This window comes from Flavitalea antarctica (genome assembly GCF_054461535.1).
Genome location: NZ_JBTLQG010000004.1, coordinates 199,860 through 219,270 on the forward strand (window position 1 = coordinate 199,860; position 19,411 = coordinate 219,270).

Annotated in this window: 14 protein-coding genes; 7 read left to right on the forward strand and 7 right to left on the reverse strand. The window is 45.5% G+C overall.

Translation table 11 applies throughout. The features are described 5' to 3' along the window. Positions 1–187: 187 nt before the first annotated feature. Together ACX0G7_RS06700 and ACX0G7_RS06705 are read right to left on the reverse strand one after the other, a co-directional pair. Complete coding sequence (locus tag ACX0G7_RS06700; protein ID WP_458922661.1) at positions 188–1,270, reverse strand: phosphotransferase enzyme family protein; 1,083 nt, start codon at positions 1,268–1,270, stop codon at positions 188–190. Further along, entirely contained in the window at positions 1,257–2,612 is a 1,356-nt protein-coding gene (locus ACX0G7_RS06705) for a Gfo/Idh/MocA family protein (RefSeq protein WP_458922662.1), read from the reverse strand. Before ACX0G7_RS06705 ends, ACX0G7_RS06700 begins: the two co-directional genes overlap by 14 nt. Positions 2,613–2,752: 140 nt before the next feature. Between ACX0G7_RS06705 and ACX0G7_RS06710 the strand changes: the two genes are divergently transcribed. Beyond that, positions 2,753–3,316, forward strand: coding sequence for a Crp/Fnr family transcriptional regulator (locus ACX0G7_RS06710; protein ID WP_458922663.1), 564 nt, complete (start codon positions 2,753–2,755; stop codon positions 3,314–3,316). A 63-nt stretch (positions 3,317–3,379) separates the two neighbouring features. Then, the gene (locus tag ACX0G7_RS06715; RefSeq protein WP_458922664.1) at positions 3,380–4,084 is read left to right on the forward strand and encodes a hypothetical protein; all 705 of its coding nucleotides are present in this window, start codon (positions 3,380–3,382) and stop codon (positions 4,082–4,084) included. Between the two features lie 164 nt (positions 4,085–4,248). On the opposite strand, the gene cphA is transcribed toward ACX0G7_RS06715, so the two are convergent. Beyond that, positions 4,249–6,879, reverse strand: a complete 2,631-nt coding sequence (cphA, locus tag ACX0G7_RS06720; RefSeq protein ID WP_458922665.1) for a cyanophycin synthetase — start codon at positions 6,877–6,879, stop codon at positions 4,249–4,251. A gap of 537 nt (positions 6,880–7,416) precedes the next feature. Here cphA and ACX0G7_RS06725 point away from each other — a divergent pair. The 3 genes from ACX0G7_RS06725 to ACX0G7_RS06735 all read left to right on the forward strand — a co-directional run bounded on the left by ACX0G7_RS06725 (position 7,417) and on the right by ACX0G7_RS06735 (position 12,055). Continuing rightward, positions 7,417–8,529: a Gfo/Idh/MocA family protein gene (locus ACX0G7_RS06725; protein WP_458922666.1), complete on the forward strand. Its 1,113-nt coding sequence runs from the start codon at positions 7,417–7,419 to the stop codon at positions 8,527–8,529. A 182-nt stretch (positions 8,530–8,711) separates the two neighbouring features. Continuing rightward, on the forward strand, positions 8,712–11,099 hold the full coding sequence (locus ACX0G7_RS06730; protein WP_458922667.1) for a TonB-dependent receptor plug domain-containing protein: 2,388 nt from the start codon (positions 8,712–8,714) through the stop codon (positions 11,097–11,099). Next, on the forward strand, positions 11,099–12,055 hold the full coding sequence (locus ACX0G7_RS06735; RefSeq protein WP_458922668.1) for a DUF4249 domain-containing protein: 957 nt from the start codon (positions 11,099–11,101) through the stop codon (positions 12,053–12,055). The genes ACX0G7_RS06730 and ACX0G7_RS06735 overlap by 1 nt, the downstream gene beginning before the upstream one ends. Positions 12,056–12,159: 104 nt before the next feature. Here ACX0G7_RS06735 and ACX0G7_RS06740 read toward each other — a convergent pair whose 3' ends face one another. Both ACX0G7_RS06740 and ACX0G7_RS06745 read right to left on the reverse strand, forming a co-directional pair. After that, a complete protein-coding gene (locus ACX0G7_RS06740) occupies positions 12,160–12,537 on the reverse strand; it encodes a four helix bundle protein (RefSeq protein ID WP_458922669.1) in 378 nt (125 codons plus the stop codon). Between the two features lie 208 nt (positions 12,538–12,745). Then, positions 12,746–14,269 (reverse strand): glycoside hydrolase family 32 protein, encoded by a 1,524-nt coding sequence (locus ACX0G7_RS06745; RefSeq protein ID WP_458922670.1) that lies wholly within the window; start codon positions 14,267–14,269, stop codon positions 12,746–12,748. Positions 14,270–14,396: 127 nt separating this feature from the next. On the opposite strand from ACX0G7_RS06745, the gene ACX0G7_RS06750 reads away from it, so the two are divergent. Further along, entirely contained in the window at positions 14,397–15,407 is a 1,011-nt protein-coding gene (locus ACX0G7_RS06750; RefSeq protein WP_458922671.1) for an MBL fold metallo-hydrolase, read from the forward strand. Between the two features lie 12 nt (positions 15,408–15,419). On the opposite strand, the gene ACX0G7_RS06755 is transcribed toward ACX0G7_RS06750, so the two are convergent. Further along, the gene (locus ACX0G7_RS06755; protein WP_458922672.1) at positions 15,420–16,268 is read right to left on the reverse strand and encodes an SDR family NAD(P)-dependent oxidoreductase; all 849 of its coding nucleotides are present in this window, start codon (positions 16,266–16,268) and stop codon (positions 15,420–15,422) included. A 100-nt stretch (positions 16,269–16,368) separates the two neighbouring features. Here ACX0G7_RS06755 and ACX0G7_RS06760 point away from each other — a divergent pair, with 100 nt between their 5' ends. Beyond that, positions 16,369–16,872, forward strand: a complete 504-nt coding sequence (locus tag ACX0G7_RS06760) for a DinB family protein (protein ID WP_458922673.1) — start codon at positions 16,369–16,371, stop codon at positions 16,870–16,872. Between the two features lie 182 nt (positions 16,873–17,054). Here ACX0G7_RS06760 and ACX0G7_RS06765 read toward each other — a convergent pair whose 3' ends face one another. Next, positions 17,055–19,184, reverse strand: coding sequence for a carboxy terminal-processing peptidase (locus tag ACX0G7_RS06765; protein WP_458922674.1), 2,130 nt, complete (start codon positions 19,182–19,184; stop codon positions 17,055–17,057). Between the last annotated feature and the right edge of the window lie 227 nt (positions 19,185–19,411).

The window sequence follows — 19,411 nt, forward strand, 5'->3', positions numbered from 1 at the left end:
TTACCAGGTAAGCAAACGAACTCGGGCTAATGAGAACAATCTTCAACTAAGCCAATCGGCCAGGGTTAATGAGATCAATCATCAGTTAAGCCAATCGGCCCGGCCTGATGAGAACAATCATCAACTAAGCGCATCAGCCAGGGCTAACGAGATCGTCGACTAAGCACATGGTCTCAGCCCGATTAGCTCAGTTATCGACTAAGGCCACCAGCTCATCCTCTTTTTTGATAAGTTTTTCCAACAGGTCAGCCTGGTTGCCTGCCCTTACGAAGTTATGCTGAGGATAATTGGCTTTATAATATATATCATTGTTCAAATGATCTGTGAGAAACCGGATGGCCTGCATATAAATCATGAATTTCCCGGCATAAAAAAAATACCGTTTTTCCTTTTCAGAAAGCACATCCTTCATTTCTTTATAGTACCCTTGAACAACAGCCCTGTAAAATCCGGGGCGCACAACAATCTTCTCAAAGTCAGTTTCTTCTTCACTTACCGGTGAAAGATAGGTCCGCATCATATCACCAACATCACTGATAAAATAACCTGGCATCACTGTATCAAGGTCAATAACACAAATACCTTTTTCTTCCTGATCAAAAAGCACGTTGCTGATCTTTGTATCGTGATGAGTGACTCTTAACCTGAAACCGGGATCAACGATGATCCGGCGGTATTCATCCACGATGTCAGCATGGCTCAACAATATTTTTATCAGTTGTTCCGCCTCAAGCACGCGACGGCGATTGCCCGTTTGAATAGCTTCACGAAAGCGATCATACCGGTATCCAAGGTCATGAAAAAAGGGTATTGTAGTATGAAGTATCGAAGCATCGAAACTGTCAAGCAACCTTGTAAATTTTCCGAACTGGGCCGCAGCCTCGAAGGCTTGCGACGGTGAATCAACAACGTCTGAAGTATGGGAGTCCGCAACAAAGGGGAACAGCCGGTAAAAACCTCCGTCCTCGCCCTGCACCAGGTCATTCCCATTTTCACTTTGCACAGGTGCAATAAATGTATAGTCACCAAATTTGTTGTTGAGATAGTCTGCTATCTGCCGGATATTGGCCGCCAGTTGTTGTGGCTCCTTGAAAACGCCGGTGTTGATCTTTTGCAATATGAATTCCCGTCCCGGCACTTCGACCTTCCAGGTATAATTGATCAGGCCGTTGCCATACGGGATCAGCCTTAGCATATCTTCTTCAATGCCGTACTCCTGTAACACGGCCCTGGTGAGAACAGCACTCTTGTATTTATCAGTATTCATCATTCAACGCAAAAACCGGTTTGCGATACATCCACTTGCCACCGGTGAAGTCAGGAAATTCTACTGTCTCATTGCCTAGTTCAATAGATTGTTCACTCAGGGGCGTAATCGCGCTCCATGCCGCGGCATCATAAACATCCATAGGTGTTGGCAATTTTCTTTTCACCGATTCGATGAACGAATGGATAACAAAAAAGTCCATTCCGCCGTGTCCGGCGCCTTCCGCTTCCTTAGTCCATTTTACCCAAAGCGGATGATCATACCTGGTCATCCATTCTTTCTGATCGTCCCACTGATGAGCTTTGGCAGACTTCCCCTCAATATAAATACCCTTGTTAAGATCCATCCAGATACCATTTGTACCCTGCACCCTGAAGCCGATGGAATAAGGCCTGGGGAGGTTTGTATCATGCTGAAGCAAAATGGTTTCTCCGTTAGCGCACTTGATATGCGTGGTTACTACGTCACCAAGTTTGAAAGACACCTTCGAGTTCGGGTGTGATTCACCACCTTTGCTCACCACATAATTATGAAGCCCCCGTGACTTGGAAGAAAAACTATTCAGATTCACAAAACGGTTGCCCCTGTTAATGTCAAGATATTGTGCGATGGGCCCTATACCGTGCGTCGGGTACAGGTCACCGTTACGGCGGACGGAATGTTCTGTTCGCCATCTTGCTTCTGACCATCCTTTTTCGCCGAACTCTACTCCTCCCCCATATGCTTTGACCCCATCATTAAATTTCACTTCACGCAGATCGTGCTGGTATCCACCCTGCAGATGAATTAATTCTCCAAATACACCCTGGCGAACCATGTTGAGTATTGCCATGACATCACGCCGGTAGCACACATTTTCCAACATCATAACATGTGCATTATTTTTCTCCGCCTCATGAACTATATCCCAGTGATCCTGCACGTTAATGCCGATGACCACCTCGGATCCAATGTATTTTATGCCTGACCCGATGGCCCCGATGATCATTTCTTTATGCCATTCCCAGGGCGTGGCAATAATGATTGCATCCAGGCCTTTTAACTCCAGCATTTTTTTCCAGGAATAGGGATTGCCGGTAAAGATCTGTGGCATTTTTTTTCCGCTTGTTTCGATGATCTTTTTTGAGGAAGCGAGCATACGGTCATCAATATCACAGATGGCGACCAGGTCAACATCGGCCCTACGTAACAACAGGTCAAGGTGGTTCTGACCTCTCAACCCAACACCTATGATGGCAACCCTTACATTTGGGGCCGCATTCGATGAACTGTAGGCAGCTGTTGGCAATACAGCCATAGACGCCAGTGCCAGTCCGGTGGTTTTTACAAAATCTTTTCGGTTCATCCGTAAATGTTTTAAGCGATGTTGAGGGTAAAATGCGTTATCAATATTAGGTAAGAGCAAACTAATTTCGTTGCGCACCCGTTTGCGCAAAATTTACGGATTAACTATCTTACTTCAACATTTATTCAAGGAACCAACCCATGTTTGAAAATTTCACCACAGCGCTAGCCAGGTTTGGTAGCTTTTCTCCTGAGCAGCTGGCTTTGTTAACCGACCGCCTGAAAGTGGTGAACCTGGATAAGGATGAATGCCTTATTAAAGAAGGTCAGGTGTGCCAATCATTTTATTTTATCAATAAAGGGAGTTTCCGGCATTACCTGGTGCAGGATGATGGCATTGAAGCAACGGTTAACCTCTATATAACAAACGACTGGGTGTTGGAATATAAAAGCTTTATGTCGCAGCAACCTTCTGCGTCCATCATTCGCGCTGCAAGTGACAGTGAGGTGTTTGGTTTGAGTGTCTGGGACTTTCATGAACTTGCCAGGATTTCTGATGCATTTTTCCGCATAGGCCGTATTCTTGAGCAGGCTATTCAAAACCAGGATTATCAGCACAACCGGCTGACCCCGGAGCAAAAATATGATCGGCTACTTGCCACTAATCCGGGACTGTTACATCATTTTCCCCTGAAAACAATCGCCTCATACCTGGGTATGACTCCAGAGACTTTGAGCCGCGTTCGAAAAAAAATCAGTTCTTGATTTCAATCAAGGTACAAACCATTTGGGTCTCCTAGATTTATTCCAGGAAACAACTCAATCTATATGAACAAGTCATCTCTGGAAAGCCCCGTAACTGCCGGTAGCTATGCGTTCGAAAAATATTGTGGAATTGCTTTAATTGTCTTTACCATTTTGCTGCTGCTAACAATGATCATGCACCCAGCAGGGGGCAGCGTTGAACATCTCATCAGGATCACCAACACGATCATGATAACGCATGCAATAGCTATAGTTTCATTACCGGTTGGATGTATCGGGTTCTGGGGATTGACCAGGAAGATAGGAACGAACCACTTTTTATCAATGATGGGATTTGTAATGATGTCGTTTGCACTGGTAGCAGTACTCCTTGCGGCAAGCACTAATGGACTTGTGCTTCCGTTATTTCTTCAGCGTTATGAAACATCAGGGGCGGATACAATCGTAACCACGAAACTCATTCTGAGCTACAGTTTTTCGGTGAACAAGGCATTTGATTATATTTACACCGGGTTGTTTTGCCTCGCGATCCTAACCTGGTCCATTGCCATTTTGCAAACCAGAAAACTACCGCGATGGATAGGATGGACAGGTGTTGCCATTGTTGCTATGATGGTGGTTATGATTTTGTCCGGTGTTGCGGTTAATACTGTATATGGGCTGCGCATGTTTTTCTCCGGAATTGTATCCTGGATCGTTGCAACGGGACTCGTTATGGCCAGGCATCACTATGAAACACCTTCAACAGCGAATGCCCATTCGCTTTGATGGCAGTTACAGCATCCCGCAGTACTATTTCATAACGCAAATCGACAGGTGCCTGGGTAGCACAGTTATTACAGATAAGCTGCTCCGTCTTTTTCAGCTTCTTCGTGATACATTCCGGATCCGCTTCTGGAAGGACAATAAGTAAGGGGACTGGTTCTTTGGCTTCAGGCCATTTCCAGTACCTGGCCCGGTTTCTTTATATATGCCTTTCTCACTTCATCCACAACAGCTTTTATATTATCAGCAAAGATCACTGAAATGGAACCCGAAGTATGATTATTTAACACCTCCTGAACGGCGTGAATTTCAGTATCCACTATCGTGATTTTCTTTTCCGGATCCAACTGTTTTATTCCATCTGTCAGTAACTGGTCAAGTTCAGCTATATCCCTGCCCCTCATGTCCTCATCATGCCTTATGACTATCTCATCAAAGATCTTCGCAGCCTCGTATGCCAGCGCGGTTATATCTTCAGAACGCCTGTCGCCGACGCCCGTTATCACCCCGATTTTTCGGCTTGCGGGCATCGACCTGAGAAATTCCGCTATGGATTCAACGCCATGTGGATTGTGCGCATAGTCAACAATCACCTTGTGATCAGGAAACTCGAACACATTCATGCGGCCGGGAATGGTTTCGGGTCCGGGGATAAAACCCATCAGCGCTTCAAGGATATCACGGGGATGTATTTTCTGAATAAATGCGGCAAGAACAGCCGCAAGCACGTTTGCTATATTGAAAGAAGCGGCTCCACCAAACGTAATCGGAAGCTGGCTGGCCCGGCCAATCCTGAATAACATTTTTCCTTCCAGTATGGTGATAAAGTTGTTCTCATAAATGGCAGCCAGACCGCCTTTGGCAACGTGTTCCCGCAGCCTGGGGCAGTCGCTGTTCATCGAGAATAAAGCAATCCTACATTTCAATTTTTCACGCAAAGCATAAACCATCGGGTCATCTGCATTGAGGATGGCATAACCATCCGGTTTCACCGATTCAACCACGGTCGATTTTACCTTTGCCAGCTGTTCCATGGTATCTATACCTCCCAGGCCAAGGTGATCGCCTGCAATGTTTGTAATGATACCCACATCACATTGATCAAAGCCGAGACCTCCGCGAAGTATGCCCCCTCTTGCACACTCAAGGATTGCCATATCGACCCACGAATCATGCAATACGGTCCTTGTTGAAACCGGACCGGTGCAATCACCTTCCAGGATCATCTCATCGTCTATATAGATTCCATCTGTTGTAGTATATCCAACATGATAGCCGGCGTGTTTTGCAATATGTGCCAACAGCCTTGTAGTAGTAGTTTTGCCGTTTGTACCCGTGACAGCCATTATCGGGATGCGTCCGTTCCCATTTCCGGGAAACATCATGTCTATTACCGGCTTTGCCACATTTCGTGCTTTACCTACCGTTGGATTGAGGTGCATACGGAAGCCCGGGGCTGCATTTACTTCGATGATTGCTCCCCCATTCTCAGTAATAGGCTCAGCAATGGAAGGCGCCATCACGTCAATACCGCAAATGTTCAGGTTCATAATCCTGGCAACTCTTTCAAAGAGTTTAATGTTGGCAGGATGAATCTGATCGGTCACATCTGTTGCCGTTCCGCCTGTGCTCAGGTTTGCAGTAGGTCTCAATAGCACCTCTTTTCTCCTCGGCACTATCGCATCTGGAGCCAGATGCTGCTGTTTGAGGAAGTTAACAGTGATCTCATCGAGTTTTATTTTTGTGAGTTCATTTTCGTGATCATCACCCCGGCGCGGATCTTCGTTCTCCATTTGAATCAACTCCGCAATAGTGTGTACTCCGTCACCTGTCACCCTTGCCGGCGTACGGAGTGCCGCCGCCTCAAATTTGAAATTTATGATCAACACCCGAAAATCGACTCCGCTGATGAACTTCTCACCGATCAGGTAGTTGGAGAAATCTTTGGCCAACCTGAAGGCAGCAAGCGCTTCGTCATAATTCCTGATATTGGTTGTTGCACCCTTACCCTGGTTGCCATCCACCGGCTTTATAACCAATGGGTACCCCAGGCTTTCGCAAATCATTTTCAGCTCTGTTTCGGTACTGAATTTCTGACCTTCCGGAACCGGGATATAATTGGCACTAAGGAGTTTTTTCGTTGCGTTTTTGCAGCTTGCCAGGCCGACAGCTATTCCGCAGGTTGTTGAGGCTATGGTGGCTTCTATCCGGCGTTGGGCCGCCCCATAACCCAGTTGGATGAGCGAATCTTCATCAAGCCGTATCACAGGAATGTTCCTGCTCTTTGCTTCATCAACTATGGATGCGGTGCTGGGACCAAGCCTGTTCCTGGCAGCAATCGCCCTGATCGTCCCAATTTCACTGTTTATGTCATATTGCTGGCCACTCACAAGTGCCCCCGCGATCCGTACCGCAGCTTCGGCGCTATATCGGCCGCTTTCCTGGTCCTCGTAGTCAAACACCACATAGTATTTCCCGGGTTCCCCGGCGCCCCTGGTCCGGCCGAAGTCCGCTTTGAGCCCTGCCAGGACCTGCAGTTCAAGTGCAATGTGTTCAATGACATGACCCATCCAGGTCCCATGTTTTACCCTTTCAAAAAATCCGCCCTCCATGTCTTCCGAACAGTGGTGTTGCCATAAGGTCGGAAGCATCTCTTTAATTCTATCGTAAAAGTGAGGTATCTGGTTTGTTGGTTTTTCTTCCAGCTCTTCGAGATCGAGAAGCATCACAATTAATTGTTGCCTCCTGATGGACCAATAGTTTGGACCTTCTGTTGCTTTGATTTCAAGCACTTTCATAAATGGCAATTTCGTTAGTGAATCCTGTAAAAATCTATACCACATTTCGACCCCTGTAATGATTCTACACAATGAGGGCATATTCGCCGGCCTTAACGTTTCGGGGACCCTGTTTCTACAATAGGAGGACTAGTCACGCCTGGAGCCTAAAAGGATTTCCACAGTTATCAGGACGGGGCTATTCCATGCCTTTTACCTGACCCGGGTGAAGTGGTGCTGTCTGCGGGCACAGCTTAGACTGGGACCACTTCAGAGCGATCTCAAAGTTCTGATTCTTTCAGTCTTCAGGCAAGTGGCCTTTTTTCCTGGCCTGACCGGCAAAAGATGGCCTTTCGGGCTTGAGTCAGAAACGGCTTTACAAGACCGGCACGGCCGGGGCGGGGAAAAGTGAGACTTTCATTTGCAAAACCACGGGCAGTAAGATTGCCAGAACCATAATTATTAGTAAGTTCATCGTGTTGACGGTTTTAACACCTATATTCAAACCGCAATTGAATCGGGTCCAAACGTTTAATTTCATCCAGATAAAAAATAGTTATGAAGTCACGCCGCCACTTTCTGCAACAACTTTCCGCTTCTGCACTTGCTATTCCTTTTTTCCCGGTAGACGCATTGGTACCCAAACCAGCGCCGGAAGAAAAACCTTACCAGGGACCAGTTTTGCGTGTCGCTATATGTGGGCTAGGCAGTTATGCCGGCCGGGTGGCTGATGCAATGAAAGATTGTAAAAAGGCAAAACTCGTTGGTGTTATCAGTGGCACACCTTCAAAGATCAAAGACTGGCAGGCGAAATATAATATCCCCGAAAAAAACTGCTACAACTACGAAAACTTTGATAACATAAAAACCAATCCGGATATTGATGCCGTATATGTAATTACTCCCAATAGCTTACATAAGGAACAGGTGATAAGGGTAGCCAGAGCTGGCAAACACGCGATCTGTGAAAAACCGATGGCCCTGAATGCAAAGGAAGGACGGGAGATGATTGATGCCTGCAAGAAAGCAAACGTAAAGTTACTGGTAGGGTATCGCATGCATTTTGAACCGAAAACGCTGGAGATAATCAGGATGCGGAATGAAGGCGAATTCGGAAAGGCATTATTCTTCCAGGGACTATGCGGCTTCAGAATAGGTGACCCAACGCAATGGCGCCTGAATAAAAAACTGGCAGGCGGCGGATCAATGATGGACATTGGGATTTACGCGGTTAATGGTGCCCGTTATATGATCGGTGGAGAACCGACCTGGGTTACAGCACAGGAAACAAAAACTGATCCTGTAAAATTCAAAGAAGGAGTAGATGAAACGATACAATTTCAGCTTGGGTTTCCGGGCGGAGCAGTTGCATCGTGCCTGTCGACCTATGCCATGAATAATCTTGACCGCTTTTTTCTGAATGGCGAAAAGGGCTTCGGCGAAATGCAGCCATCAACCGGTTACGGACCAATAAAAGGAAGAACCAATAAAGGGGAACTGACCCACCCGCATGTTACTCATCAAACGGTTCAGATGGACGAGATGTCCGCAATTATCCTCGAAAATAAAAAACCTATTGTGCCGGTAGACGGCGAAGAAGGATTCAAAGACCTGAGAATTATTGATGCTATTTATGCCGCGGTAAAATCGGGCCAGAAGGTAAAGCTTTAAGCTCAGGTTACCTATTACTGCAAGAATCGCCGGGTTTTTGAGATGCCGGATGTTAAATTGAATTTAATATGCCGGGCATTTTGAAAACAGGAAAACATTTGTACATTAGCAGTCTACCCCCTAACCAATATTAAACCAAAAACCGGACGCGGGAAATCGCGTGCGGATAACTACGCTCCAACATGAGAGTAACCAGAATGGTCAGTTCTTTAATGAACTGCCTTGTCTTACTGCTATTGGTTGCCGTTCCCATATTGGCCACGGCTCAGGATTACCGGTTACAATTGCAGGTAACTGATGATGCAATGAATGCATTGAGTCATGCGAACATCAGTATCGGAGAGTTAAAGATAATTGCAGATTCAAACGGGCGCACCAGTATCCAATTGGTTAAAGGTCAATACGAATTGGCTGTAAGTGCTGTCGGTCACCATAATTCAAATATAAATCTCCGGTTGTATAACGATACTGTTATCACAATTATTTTACACCTGCGCCAGAGCATGTTGGGCAATGTTGTTGTAACTGCAAGCCAGCGGCTTCATCGTGCGCAGATGAGTTCACAGGTGTTGGGAATTGCGCAGATCAGGAAATTGCCCGTTATCCTCGGTGAAACGGATCCGATGAAAACTATAACCCTGTTACCCGGTATAAAAAGCGGGGGTGAAGCAAGCGCAGGTATCTATGTGCGCGGTGGAGGTCCGGATCAGAATCTCGTGCTCCTTGATGGTATCCCGGTGTATAACCCCAATCACCTGTTGGGATTTTTTAGTGTCTTCAATGGTGAGGCTATAAAAAACGTTGAGGTTATTAAAGGAGGTATTCCCGCCGAATACGGTGGTCGCTTAAGTTCAGTAATAGCAGTCGAATCAAGGGACGCTAACAAAGACTCACTGAAGATCAGTGGTGGACTGGGTTTGATCGCTTCAAGACTGGCTGTCGAAGCGCCCATAGTCAAAGGAAAGTCTTCTGTGATGATCAGCGGAAGAAGAACTTATATAGACCAGGTAGGAAAACTGGTAGCGCGGGAACGCATTGGAGATAATGGATATTATTTCTATGATTTTAATGGTAAGATCGATTACCTGCTGAATAAAAATAATTCGCTCAGCTTTACATTCTATACAGGGCAAGACCGGTTCACTTATATGGATTATGACAAGGAAGGCACCAGGTCGTTCAACGCCAATTGGGGAAACAGGCTGGCAGGACTCACCTGGAAACAACAAATAAATAAGAAGCTAAAACAACAGTTGTCCGTTGTCTATAACAAATTCAATCTTGACAGCCGTTTTGGCTTCAGCACAAACAGTGTATTATTTGCATCAGGGTTAAATGACTACCAGGTAAAAAATGACTGGAGCTATAATGCCAATAAGTGGCTCCGGCTCAAAGGTGGAGTTCAATACATCTGGCATCGCTTTAACCCCGGGGCCGGTGGCCTTTCAGCCGGAGAACAAAACTTCGATTCAAAAATTAATAATCAATATGCGCGCGAAGCTGCCGCCTACGTGAGTGCCGACGTTGACATAACTAATAAACTGAATGTTGTTGCAGGTCTTCGATATAGTTATTTCAGCCAGGTTGGTCCAACCCAGAACGTTATCTACCAGGAAGACGGTTTACCTTCCGGCCAGACGGAAGTTTTTGGAAAGGGTGACCGCATAGCAAGTTATTATAATCCGGAACCCAGATTGAATGTACTTTATAAACTGTCTCCCGCATCCGGTGTTAAGCTTTCATACACACGCACCGTTCAATACCTTCACCTGGCAACTACCAGTGCAGCAACTTTCCCGAGTGATCTTTGGATACCCAGCAGTCGCCGGATCAAGCCCGCACAAGCACAACAGGTGGCCGGGGGATACTATGTTGATCTTTTCGGAAGAAAGCTGGAACTGAGTGTAGAAGGGTATTACAAGGAAATGACCAACCAGATCGAATTCAAACCGGGCGCCCAGTTACTATTGAACCAGAACCTTGAAAACGAAATGATATTCGGTAAGGGAAGGGCTTATGGTATAGAGTTACTGCTTCAGAAAAAATATGGCAGACTTACCGGCTGGATCGGTTACACCCTGAGCCGGGCTGAGAGAACCTTTGCTGAGATGAATGATGGATTATCTTTTCCGTATCGTTACGATCGCACACATGACCTGAGCCTGGTAGCCAGTTATAAGATCAATAAACACTGGGAAGGATCTGCCGTTTTTGTGTATGGTACCGGGAATGCTATTACGATGCCGACTGGCAGGTACACCTATAACATGGGCTATAACCGGGTGGACGGTCATTATATTTTCACAACCATAGATCAATACGATAAGATCAATGATTACCGGATGCCGGCTTATCATCGTATGGACATCGCATTTGTTTACACTCACCGGCCGGATAAAACCAAAGGTTTAAGAAGCAGCTGGAACTTCAGTATCTACAATCTCTATAACAGGGCAAATCCATATTTTATATACCTCGACATCGAGCGCGTTGAAAAACAGATCAAGGGAAAGAAGGTTTATTTATTTCCCGTGTTACCCAGTGTAACATGGAACTTCAAATTTGGATAATGAATGAAATTTTACGCCGGCTGTTTCTTTACGAAAAAAACCTGAAACTACTCATAGCGATGCTGTTGACAGGGCTGCTTTCATCATGTGAAAAAGATATCACTATTGATGTAAAGGCCAATGAACCACAATTAATAGTGGAAGCCTATATCAACAACCTTTTGCCTGAGTATAACTATGTGATCCTCACAAAAAGCATGGATTATTTTTCGCCGGATTTCCAGGGAGCGGCGGTCAGCAACGCCCAGGTAACGATCACCGAAGGCGAAAGCAATGGAGACGGTACCTTCCGGTGGAATTCGTCATCAAGGATAGTTTTGGAAGAGACGAATAACTCCAGGATACCGCCGGAGTATCGTAAAGGATTGTATGTTGATCAAAAGACAATTGCTACCCTGCGTACCGGGCCAACGGGGCTGATCGCAAAGCCAGGGAAATACTATCTGCTGGAGATCAGCAGCGAAGGAAAAAACTATAATGCTATTACCTCCCTGCCTTCAATCATTACGATAGATACCCTTACAACGGGTCACCCTTATATCGATGTAGCTGAAGGTAATGTTCCAAAAGCAAGGGTCACCGTTAATTATAAGGACCCGGATACAATCGGGAACAGGCAATTATTTTACTGGCGCCAGGAGAAAAACAGGGATGGCTTTGGCTGGGGCGCGCTTTCAAGTAACCGGCGGATCAATGGTACAGACGATCTGACCAACGGACAATACCTCACACTCACACAGCCTTATGGTTTCAACTATAACGAACTGGTTACTTATTACATGGTCAGCGTAACCCGCGAGGTATACACATTCTGGGATACTTTTAATAAAGCAAGAAACAACGATGGGCCCTTCTCAACGCCGGTTGAATTAATCGGAAACATTAACGGACCAAACGTGACAGGTTGTTTTAGTGGATTTTCGGTCAGTTCAAAATCAGTAGTTGTCAAACCGTGAAGAAAATGATGAGTTGAGAGTTATGAATTATGAGTGAGTTTTGAATTTTTGAAGTACTGAGTGAAAATTCATTTAGATATTTGTCTTTTAGTGGTTATTGAATCTTACGTTGATGGATTAGTTCTGGGTTTCTTTTTACAGGTGAGAATAATACTTTTGAGGATTTTTTGAATTTCATTTGCGTCAATTATCATTGAATTGAATTCGCTGTGACTGAGGTATTCTGTTGCATTGAGCAATTCCAGCCAGTACACAGCTTCACTTGCTTCCTTTAAGGCGATCGAGATTTTGTGTATGAAATCGAGCCGGCTTTCGGCATTCTGAGACTCTCTCACATTGGCCCCGATCGAGGTCCCGCAACGCAGCAGTTGCTTGCCTAAATGGTAATCCCTGTGCCTTTCATTCAGACTCTTGTAGAGTTTGATTATTCTCACAGCAAATGCAAAGGACTTCTTTACAATCGGGCCGTCTGATCCACTCATAACAACTATTTATGCCTCCAATATACCAGTCAGGTCGATCAACCCAATATGTATTATTACCGGAATAATAATGTATTAACGCGATGTCGGACCCATAAATAACTCCTGGACTATTTACTCACCACACACAATCCATACACGCTCTGACCCTAAGCCACTCACAACTCAACCCCTCATACCTCACTCATCACTCATAACTCTCAATTCATCACTTTCTTCGCCTCTTTCCGTTATTCATCTCTGAAATAAAGGCGTTTCCTATTGTTTCTTTGGCTGCGATAACCATTTTTTTGTAAACCTCGTCGGGAAAGAAGAGTGCCGTCATCACCGTGGTGCCATCGTCAGCGAATAATTCAACGGATGAATGATCAATGAAAAGATGGAATTTTATTTTTTGATCTCTGCTGTTTCTGGTGGCAACTGAGCGCTTAAAGAAAGAGTTGTTAAAGCCCTGCCTACCTGACGAACTACGATCAATGTAGAATTGATTTTTCTGACGATCAAATCCGATGGTTACGAATTGATTGAGATTGTTAGCAAGCTTAACACTTACATCGCTTGCCGCATCAGCTTCAAAATATACTTCGTATAATCCATTTGTGTTCTTCCCGGCTTTTGACCCAAGATCATAGGTTCCGTTCACTTTGACATCTCCGACCTTAAACTGTCTTCCCCGGAGTTTTTGCGTTTCATTGACGGGCTTCGAGGTAAGAATTGGTTTACCATCGATGTTTGTCAGTCCCAACTCACGGGGTAGAGTCATGGCACTTCGCCATTCCAGCGTAGGCACATGGTCTGCGTAGTCCCAATTACTCATCCACCCCATCAGTACTCGTTGACCTGCCATATTTGAAAAGGTAACGCCTGCATAATTATCCGGCCCGAGGTCCATCCAACGGGTAAGGGTGTCAGTAGGAATGAACGTTTTTCCATCAAATTGCCCGGTAAAATATTGGGTCGCAGATCCGCTGTTCGGGGCGCCCGGATTAATGCTTACCAGCAGTACCCATTTTTTGCCACCATCATAATTTAATTCAAACAGATCGGGGCATTCCCACACTCCGCCATGGGCGCCGAATTTTTCGCCGAATTCTGAGAGGAAGGTCCAGTTTTTCAGGTCCGGAGAAGCGTAAAAATGGATGCGGTCTTTGGCCGCCAGGGTCATAACCCAGCGTTTGCTATCTTCATGCCAGATCACCTTTGGATCTCTGAAATCGGGGATGCACGGACTTTTCAGGACCGGATTGCCGGCATATTTTGTCCAGGTTTTTCCTTCATCGAGGCTGTAAGCAATACTTTGATACTGGTGATTGTTTTGCTTTCGTTTTTCAAGCGAATCATTATGATGGGTAAAAACAGCAACCATAGGTGGCTTACCATTTTTTCCAAAACCGCTGGTATTATTAAAGTCAATCACCGCACTGCCCGAAAAAATGTAACCAAGAGAATCCGGGTAAAGGGCAATTGGTTGTTCCTGCCAGGCGATCATATCCCTGCTGGTTGCATGTCCCCAATGCATAGGACCCCAAACCGTTTTTTCAGGATAATACTGGAAAAACAGGTGATAGGTTCCATTAAGATAGACCATACCATTCGGATCATTCATCCAGTATCGTTTAGGGGAGAAATGGAACTGGGGCCGATGTTTATCCTTCATAAAATCTTTCTCCTGGCCTGAGGCGCTAATCGCCACAATAAACAACAGGATAAGGGTAATGGATGATTTTCTCATGAGATGTCTGAAAAGCAAAAGTGTGATTGGATATTTTACCGGGGATTGAAGTTAAGAAACTACAACTTATCAGCATCTAATTTGCCACAGAATGAAATATTTCTAAATCCTCAACGTCATACCTGGAATGAACAAGGATAAAGAAAGGGTGATGCGCGCCCAGCGGATCAATAATTCGGTCAATTTCAAGAACGGTTCCTTTGCGAATCTCAGTCCCACCAAAATGAAGCCGGATGATGTTTCCTATGTTACGATGATCAGGAAGTCATTGAATCGACCAAATGCCTCCAGGCCCGATCATAGCCTCCCGGTCGTTAAGACCAATCTTAAAAACCTGTTTTCCCCAACACCCGTTATTGTATGGTTCGGCCACTCATCCTATCTTATTCATTACAAAGGCAAAAACATCCTGGTCGACCCCTGCTTCAGTGGTTATGCCTCTCCTTTTTCTTTTATGGTGAAGGCCTTTGATGGAGCCAATAGTTATTCGGCTGATGATATGCCAGCTATCGACCTGTTGATCATCACCCACGATCATTATGATCATCTCGATGTGCATACGGTAAGGGAACTTGCCCCAAAGATAAAATCGGTTTGCACCTCGCTTGGTGTTGGAGACCGGCTGGCAGACCTTTTACCCGGGACAAGCATTTCTGAACTGGACTGGTGGGAATCGGCATCGTTTGATAATATTCAACTTACTGCCTGCCCTGCAAGACATTTTTCCGGCCGGGGTCTGAAACGTAACGGCAGCCTGTGGTCATCGTTTGTAGTGAAGCTCGACGGCTACTCTGTATTTGCCGGTGGAGATTCGGGTTATGATTATTTTTTCGAGGAAATTGGGGATCGGTTCGGCCCCTTTGATATCGCCTTACTTGAATGTGGTCAATACAATGACATGTGGCCGATGATCCATATGATGCCGGAGCAAACCGCCCAGGCAGCCCGCGATCTCCGGGCGAAATGGCTGATGCCGGTTCACTGGTCGAAGTTTGCACTCTCTTTACATACCTGGAACGAGCCCGTGCAAAGGGTAAAACTGGCGGCTGAGAAACTCGGTCAGTCTCTAACCACGCCAAGGATCGGCGAACAGGTGATCATTGGTCAGCAATATCCGCAAGAGACCTGGTGGAGCTGAACCTTAGTGGTCTCAGCCCAGTTCATCATATATTGTAGCGGTCCACCCACGTGGCATAAACCTAAGGAACCCCGAAAAGAGCTTTGGTAGTGTACCGGGTACAATGATCATTTTTCCATTCAGCGTTTCGCGGACCGCTATCTCGCCTACTTTCTTCGGCGGCACCGCCATCAATTTGCCGACAAAACCCAGGCGTTTTTTTGTCTCCTGTATAACCACAGGTTTTGTAAAAACCGGTCCCGGTGCAAGACAACTCACGCTGATCTTTTTATCTTTTAGCTGATGTTTTAGTGAATAGGAGAAAAAGGTAACGGCCGACTTGGTAGCCGAATAAAGATTTTTCTGCGGAATCGGGGCAAATCCTGCCATGCTGCCCACATTCATAATATAGGAAGGGGCGTTCTGTTCCAGCAGTGGCAGCAAATTCATCACCAGCGCAATTTCTGATTTGATGTTGAGGTCGATCATGTAGTAGAGCGAATCAAGCGGCAGTTCCAGGTAATCCTTTGCACCACCAATACCAGCCACATTGCACAACATACGCAAAGGAAGCCTGCGCGATAAACAGTATTGGGAAACTGCGGCAACTGACTCAACTTTACTCAGGTCATAAGACAATATATCAACAACCACCTTGTACTTGCTTTCCAAAACCTGCTTTGCTTTTTTCAGGGTATCAGCATTCCTCGCAACCAGGACCAGGTTGAAGTTTCGTTTGGCGAGCGCTTCGGCGATTGCATAACCAATGCCCTTTGAACCACCCGCCACCAGCGCATAAGGGTAGCTGTTGGTAGCCTGGCTAAAAACAGATATTACGAAAACAATAAGGAAACATTGAAGAAGAAGGCAGCGCTTGAGCATACCAATAATGCCAAAAAATTGTGCCAGCGGTTAACCGTTCATGACTGACAACGCAACGGGTATTGCATATTCAACGGTCTACTTCTCTTATTTTTGCAACATGGCAGAATCAGTTGAAAGGTGGCTGGCAGGCCCCGTCGAAAATATACCTTCGTTGCTACAGCCTGTTGCGCATGCGCTTATCCAGGCGGCAAAAGAGATCAGGACAATGATGACCGGTTTTCCTGAAGAAAAATTGTTCGAAAAGCCGGCGGGAGTCGCGTCGCCGGGTTTTCATTTAAAACATATCACGGGTGTGCTGGATCGCCTGCTTACTTATGCCAATGGCCAGCAATTGAGTACCGATCAATTGCTGTATCTCAGCAGTGAAAGCGACACAATGGGCAGTGCGGCTGACCTGGTGCAAAAACTGGAGTTCCAGGTTGGGGGGTTTCTCAAAGCCCTGGCTGAAACGGATGAATCTACGCTGACCCAATTCCGCGGCGTTGGCAGGCAGCAGTTGCCCTCAACGGTAATCGGATTATTATTTCATGCTGCCGAACATACCATGCGCCATACGGGGCAGTTGTTGGTGACAACCGCTGTGCTGAAACACCGAGACTGAAATGCGGTTATGATTATTGGGCAAAGGCTTTCTAACTTACAACTGGCTAACTGCAGTATCGTCCGTTGTATACATCGAACTTTCCGGAGTTCCAGAAAGAATGCATTGAACTGCCCCCATCCTGCGGTTCGTAGCTACTGATCGCTTATACATTGCGAGGCGCAATCCACAGATTTCTTTTCTTATTTCTTTTGCTGCACGTATGCATAACCGTTAACGGTCTGCAATAAATCTTTTAATACAAAAACTGCTTCTCCGAGATAGAGGTCCTTTTTCAGGCTGTTTAACCAAAACTTGTTGTTCTCGCGACGAAATTCTTCTTTCCTGGCTAAGGCCAGGGAATCTTCCTGGGTATTATGAATTTTTAATTCATCCTTCATCGTACTTGAATTTCTTACCTCGCGGACAGCCTGCGTCACCTTTGCCCTGTCTTCACGGAACTTAAGAAGGTTGAGTGAATAGGTATCGGTCGACTTATCAAGCCAGTCGATGTTTTTGTTCAGCTTGTTATAATTCTGATCAAGCTTTATCCTTGCTTCACTCCGGTTTTTCAGTATTGAGAAATAACTGGTATCTGCAGTCGGGTAATAATTAGCCTGGTGTATGGTATCCCAGGGCAGTGCACTTGGGTTATATTTTTCCTGCGCGTGTGAAAGCTTGTTAAACCCGGGTAACACTATATCCGGAGACACTCCTTTGATCTGGGTAGCTCCACCACTGACACGATAATACTTCTGGATGGTGAGATGCAAAGTTCCAAGGTCAACATCCTTTGCCCTGATGTCTTTGCCCGGAACGGAGAAACCACGCTGAACAGTCCCTTTACCATAGGTATTGGCGCTACCGACTATAATCCCGCGCCGGTAATCCTGTATCGCTGCTGCAAAGATCTCTGAAGCAGAGGCACTGTATTCATTTACCAGTACTACGAGCGGGCCATCATACAAAATGCTTTTATTATTCACCCCGTCTGATTCCGCTTGTTTGTCACGTGATTTCACCTGCACAACAGGTCCTTCTTTCATAAAAAGGCCCACCATCCTGATCACCTCGCCAAGGCTGCCGCCACCATTGTCGCGTACGTCAATAATGATCCCCTTAACGTTTTCCATTTTCAATTTAATGATCTCAGTGGCTACATCGAATGCGCAGCTGCGGCCATTATCATCACCGAAGCTTGTATAAAATTTGGGGAGATAAATATATCCCAGTTTTGAAGTACCATCTTTTGTTGAATCTTCAATCACGGCACTTTTTACAAAGGTATCCTCTAACTGAAGGGCATCCCGGGCCAGGGAAACTCTTTTGATTGTACCATCTGCTTTTTTGAAACCTACCACTACCACTGTTCCCTTTTTACCACGAATCAATTTGATAACTTCAGGCATGGATAAACCTTCGGTAGTCTGTGCAGGTTGTTTTTCCTCGGCAACAGAAACTATGATATCACCTTTTTCTATCTGGCCGGAGCGCCATACCGGGCCACCGATCATGGGTTCAGAAACTTTTACAACACCATCGCTCTCCTGCAAAAGGGCACCGATTCCATAGTATATTCCACTCAGACTTTCCTGGAACTCGCGACGATCCACCGGCAAAAAATATCCTGAATGCGGATCCATAAGGCGGATGATCGCATTCACATATTGTCCGAAGTTTTCTGATTCCGTTGCACCTTCCAGCATACGTTTGAAATTTCTTTGCTGACCGCGGTTCACGATATCACGGGCACGTCTCTCAACCGATGTATCTATCTTAGGTCCAAGCTTAGCGGCAATGCTGTCGTCCAACAGATCATCATACGTATTCAATACAGAATAAGTCATGTACTTCCGCCATACTTCATCCTTTTCTTTTAGCGTTGCAGGGAACTCTGCACTGTCGCGATCAGCTGTATACTGCTCATCCTTATCAAACTGAAAAGGCTGCTTAAGCAAACGGGCAGACAACTCCTGGCTTTCGAGTATACGTGTACGGTAGATACCACTTACTGTTTTAAAAAAAGTAAGCTTATCGCCTTTGATCTCATCATCAAGCCTGGTTTCCCATCTTCTGAAAGAATCAATATCGCTTTTGATGAAAATAAGTTTGCCGGGATCGAGGGCTTCGAAGTAGCCCGCAAAAACCTGTTTGGAAAATGTATCATCTATTGCCTTCGGCTGATAGTGAATGTATTCAACCATCTTACCGATGTTATGAACAATTTCATCATAGTTCTCAGCTACTTTTTCTTTTTGTGCGAAGGTAAACAGTGGTAAAGCCAAAATGCACACTGCAGCCAGGATACATTTCAAAGATTTAGATTTAATCATCAGTGTTACGATTGAGCGACTATAAATATACCAAATTTATGCCTTCCGGCAGGCTGTTATGGCAGTTAATGATACAAAATAAGTACGGTAATTGTCAATAGCATGAGCAGGAATTCTAACATCTTTTAAGTGCGGTAATTGTCAGAAGCTGGACGGTCGCAAGGTCATCCTGAAGGCGAAATACTTATTACGAAAAGGAGCGGGTGAAACATCTCTTCTGATTAAGG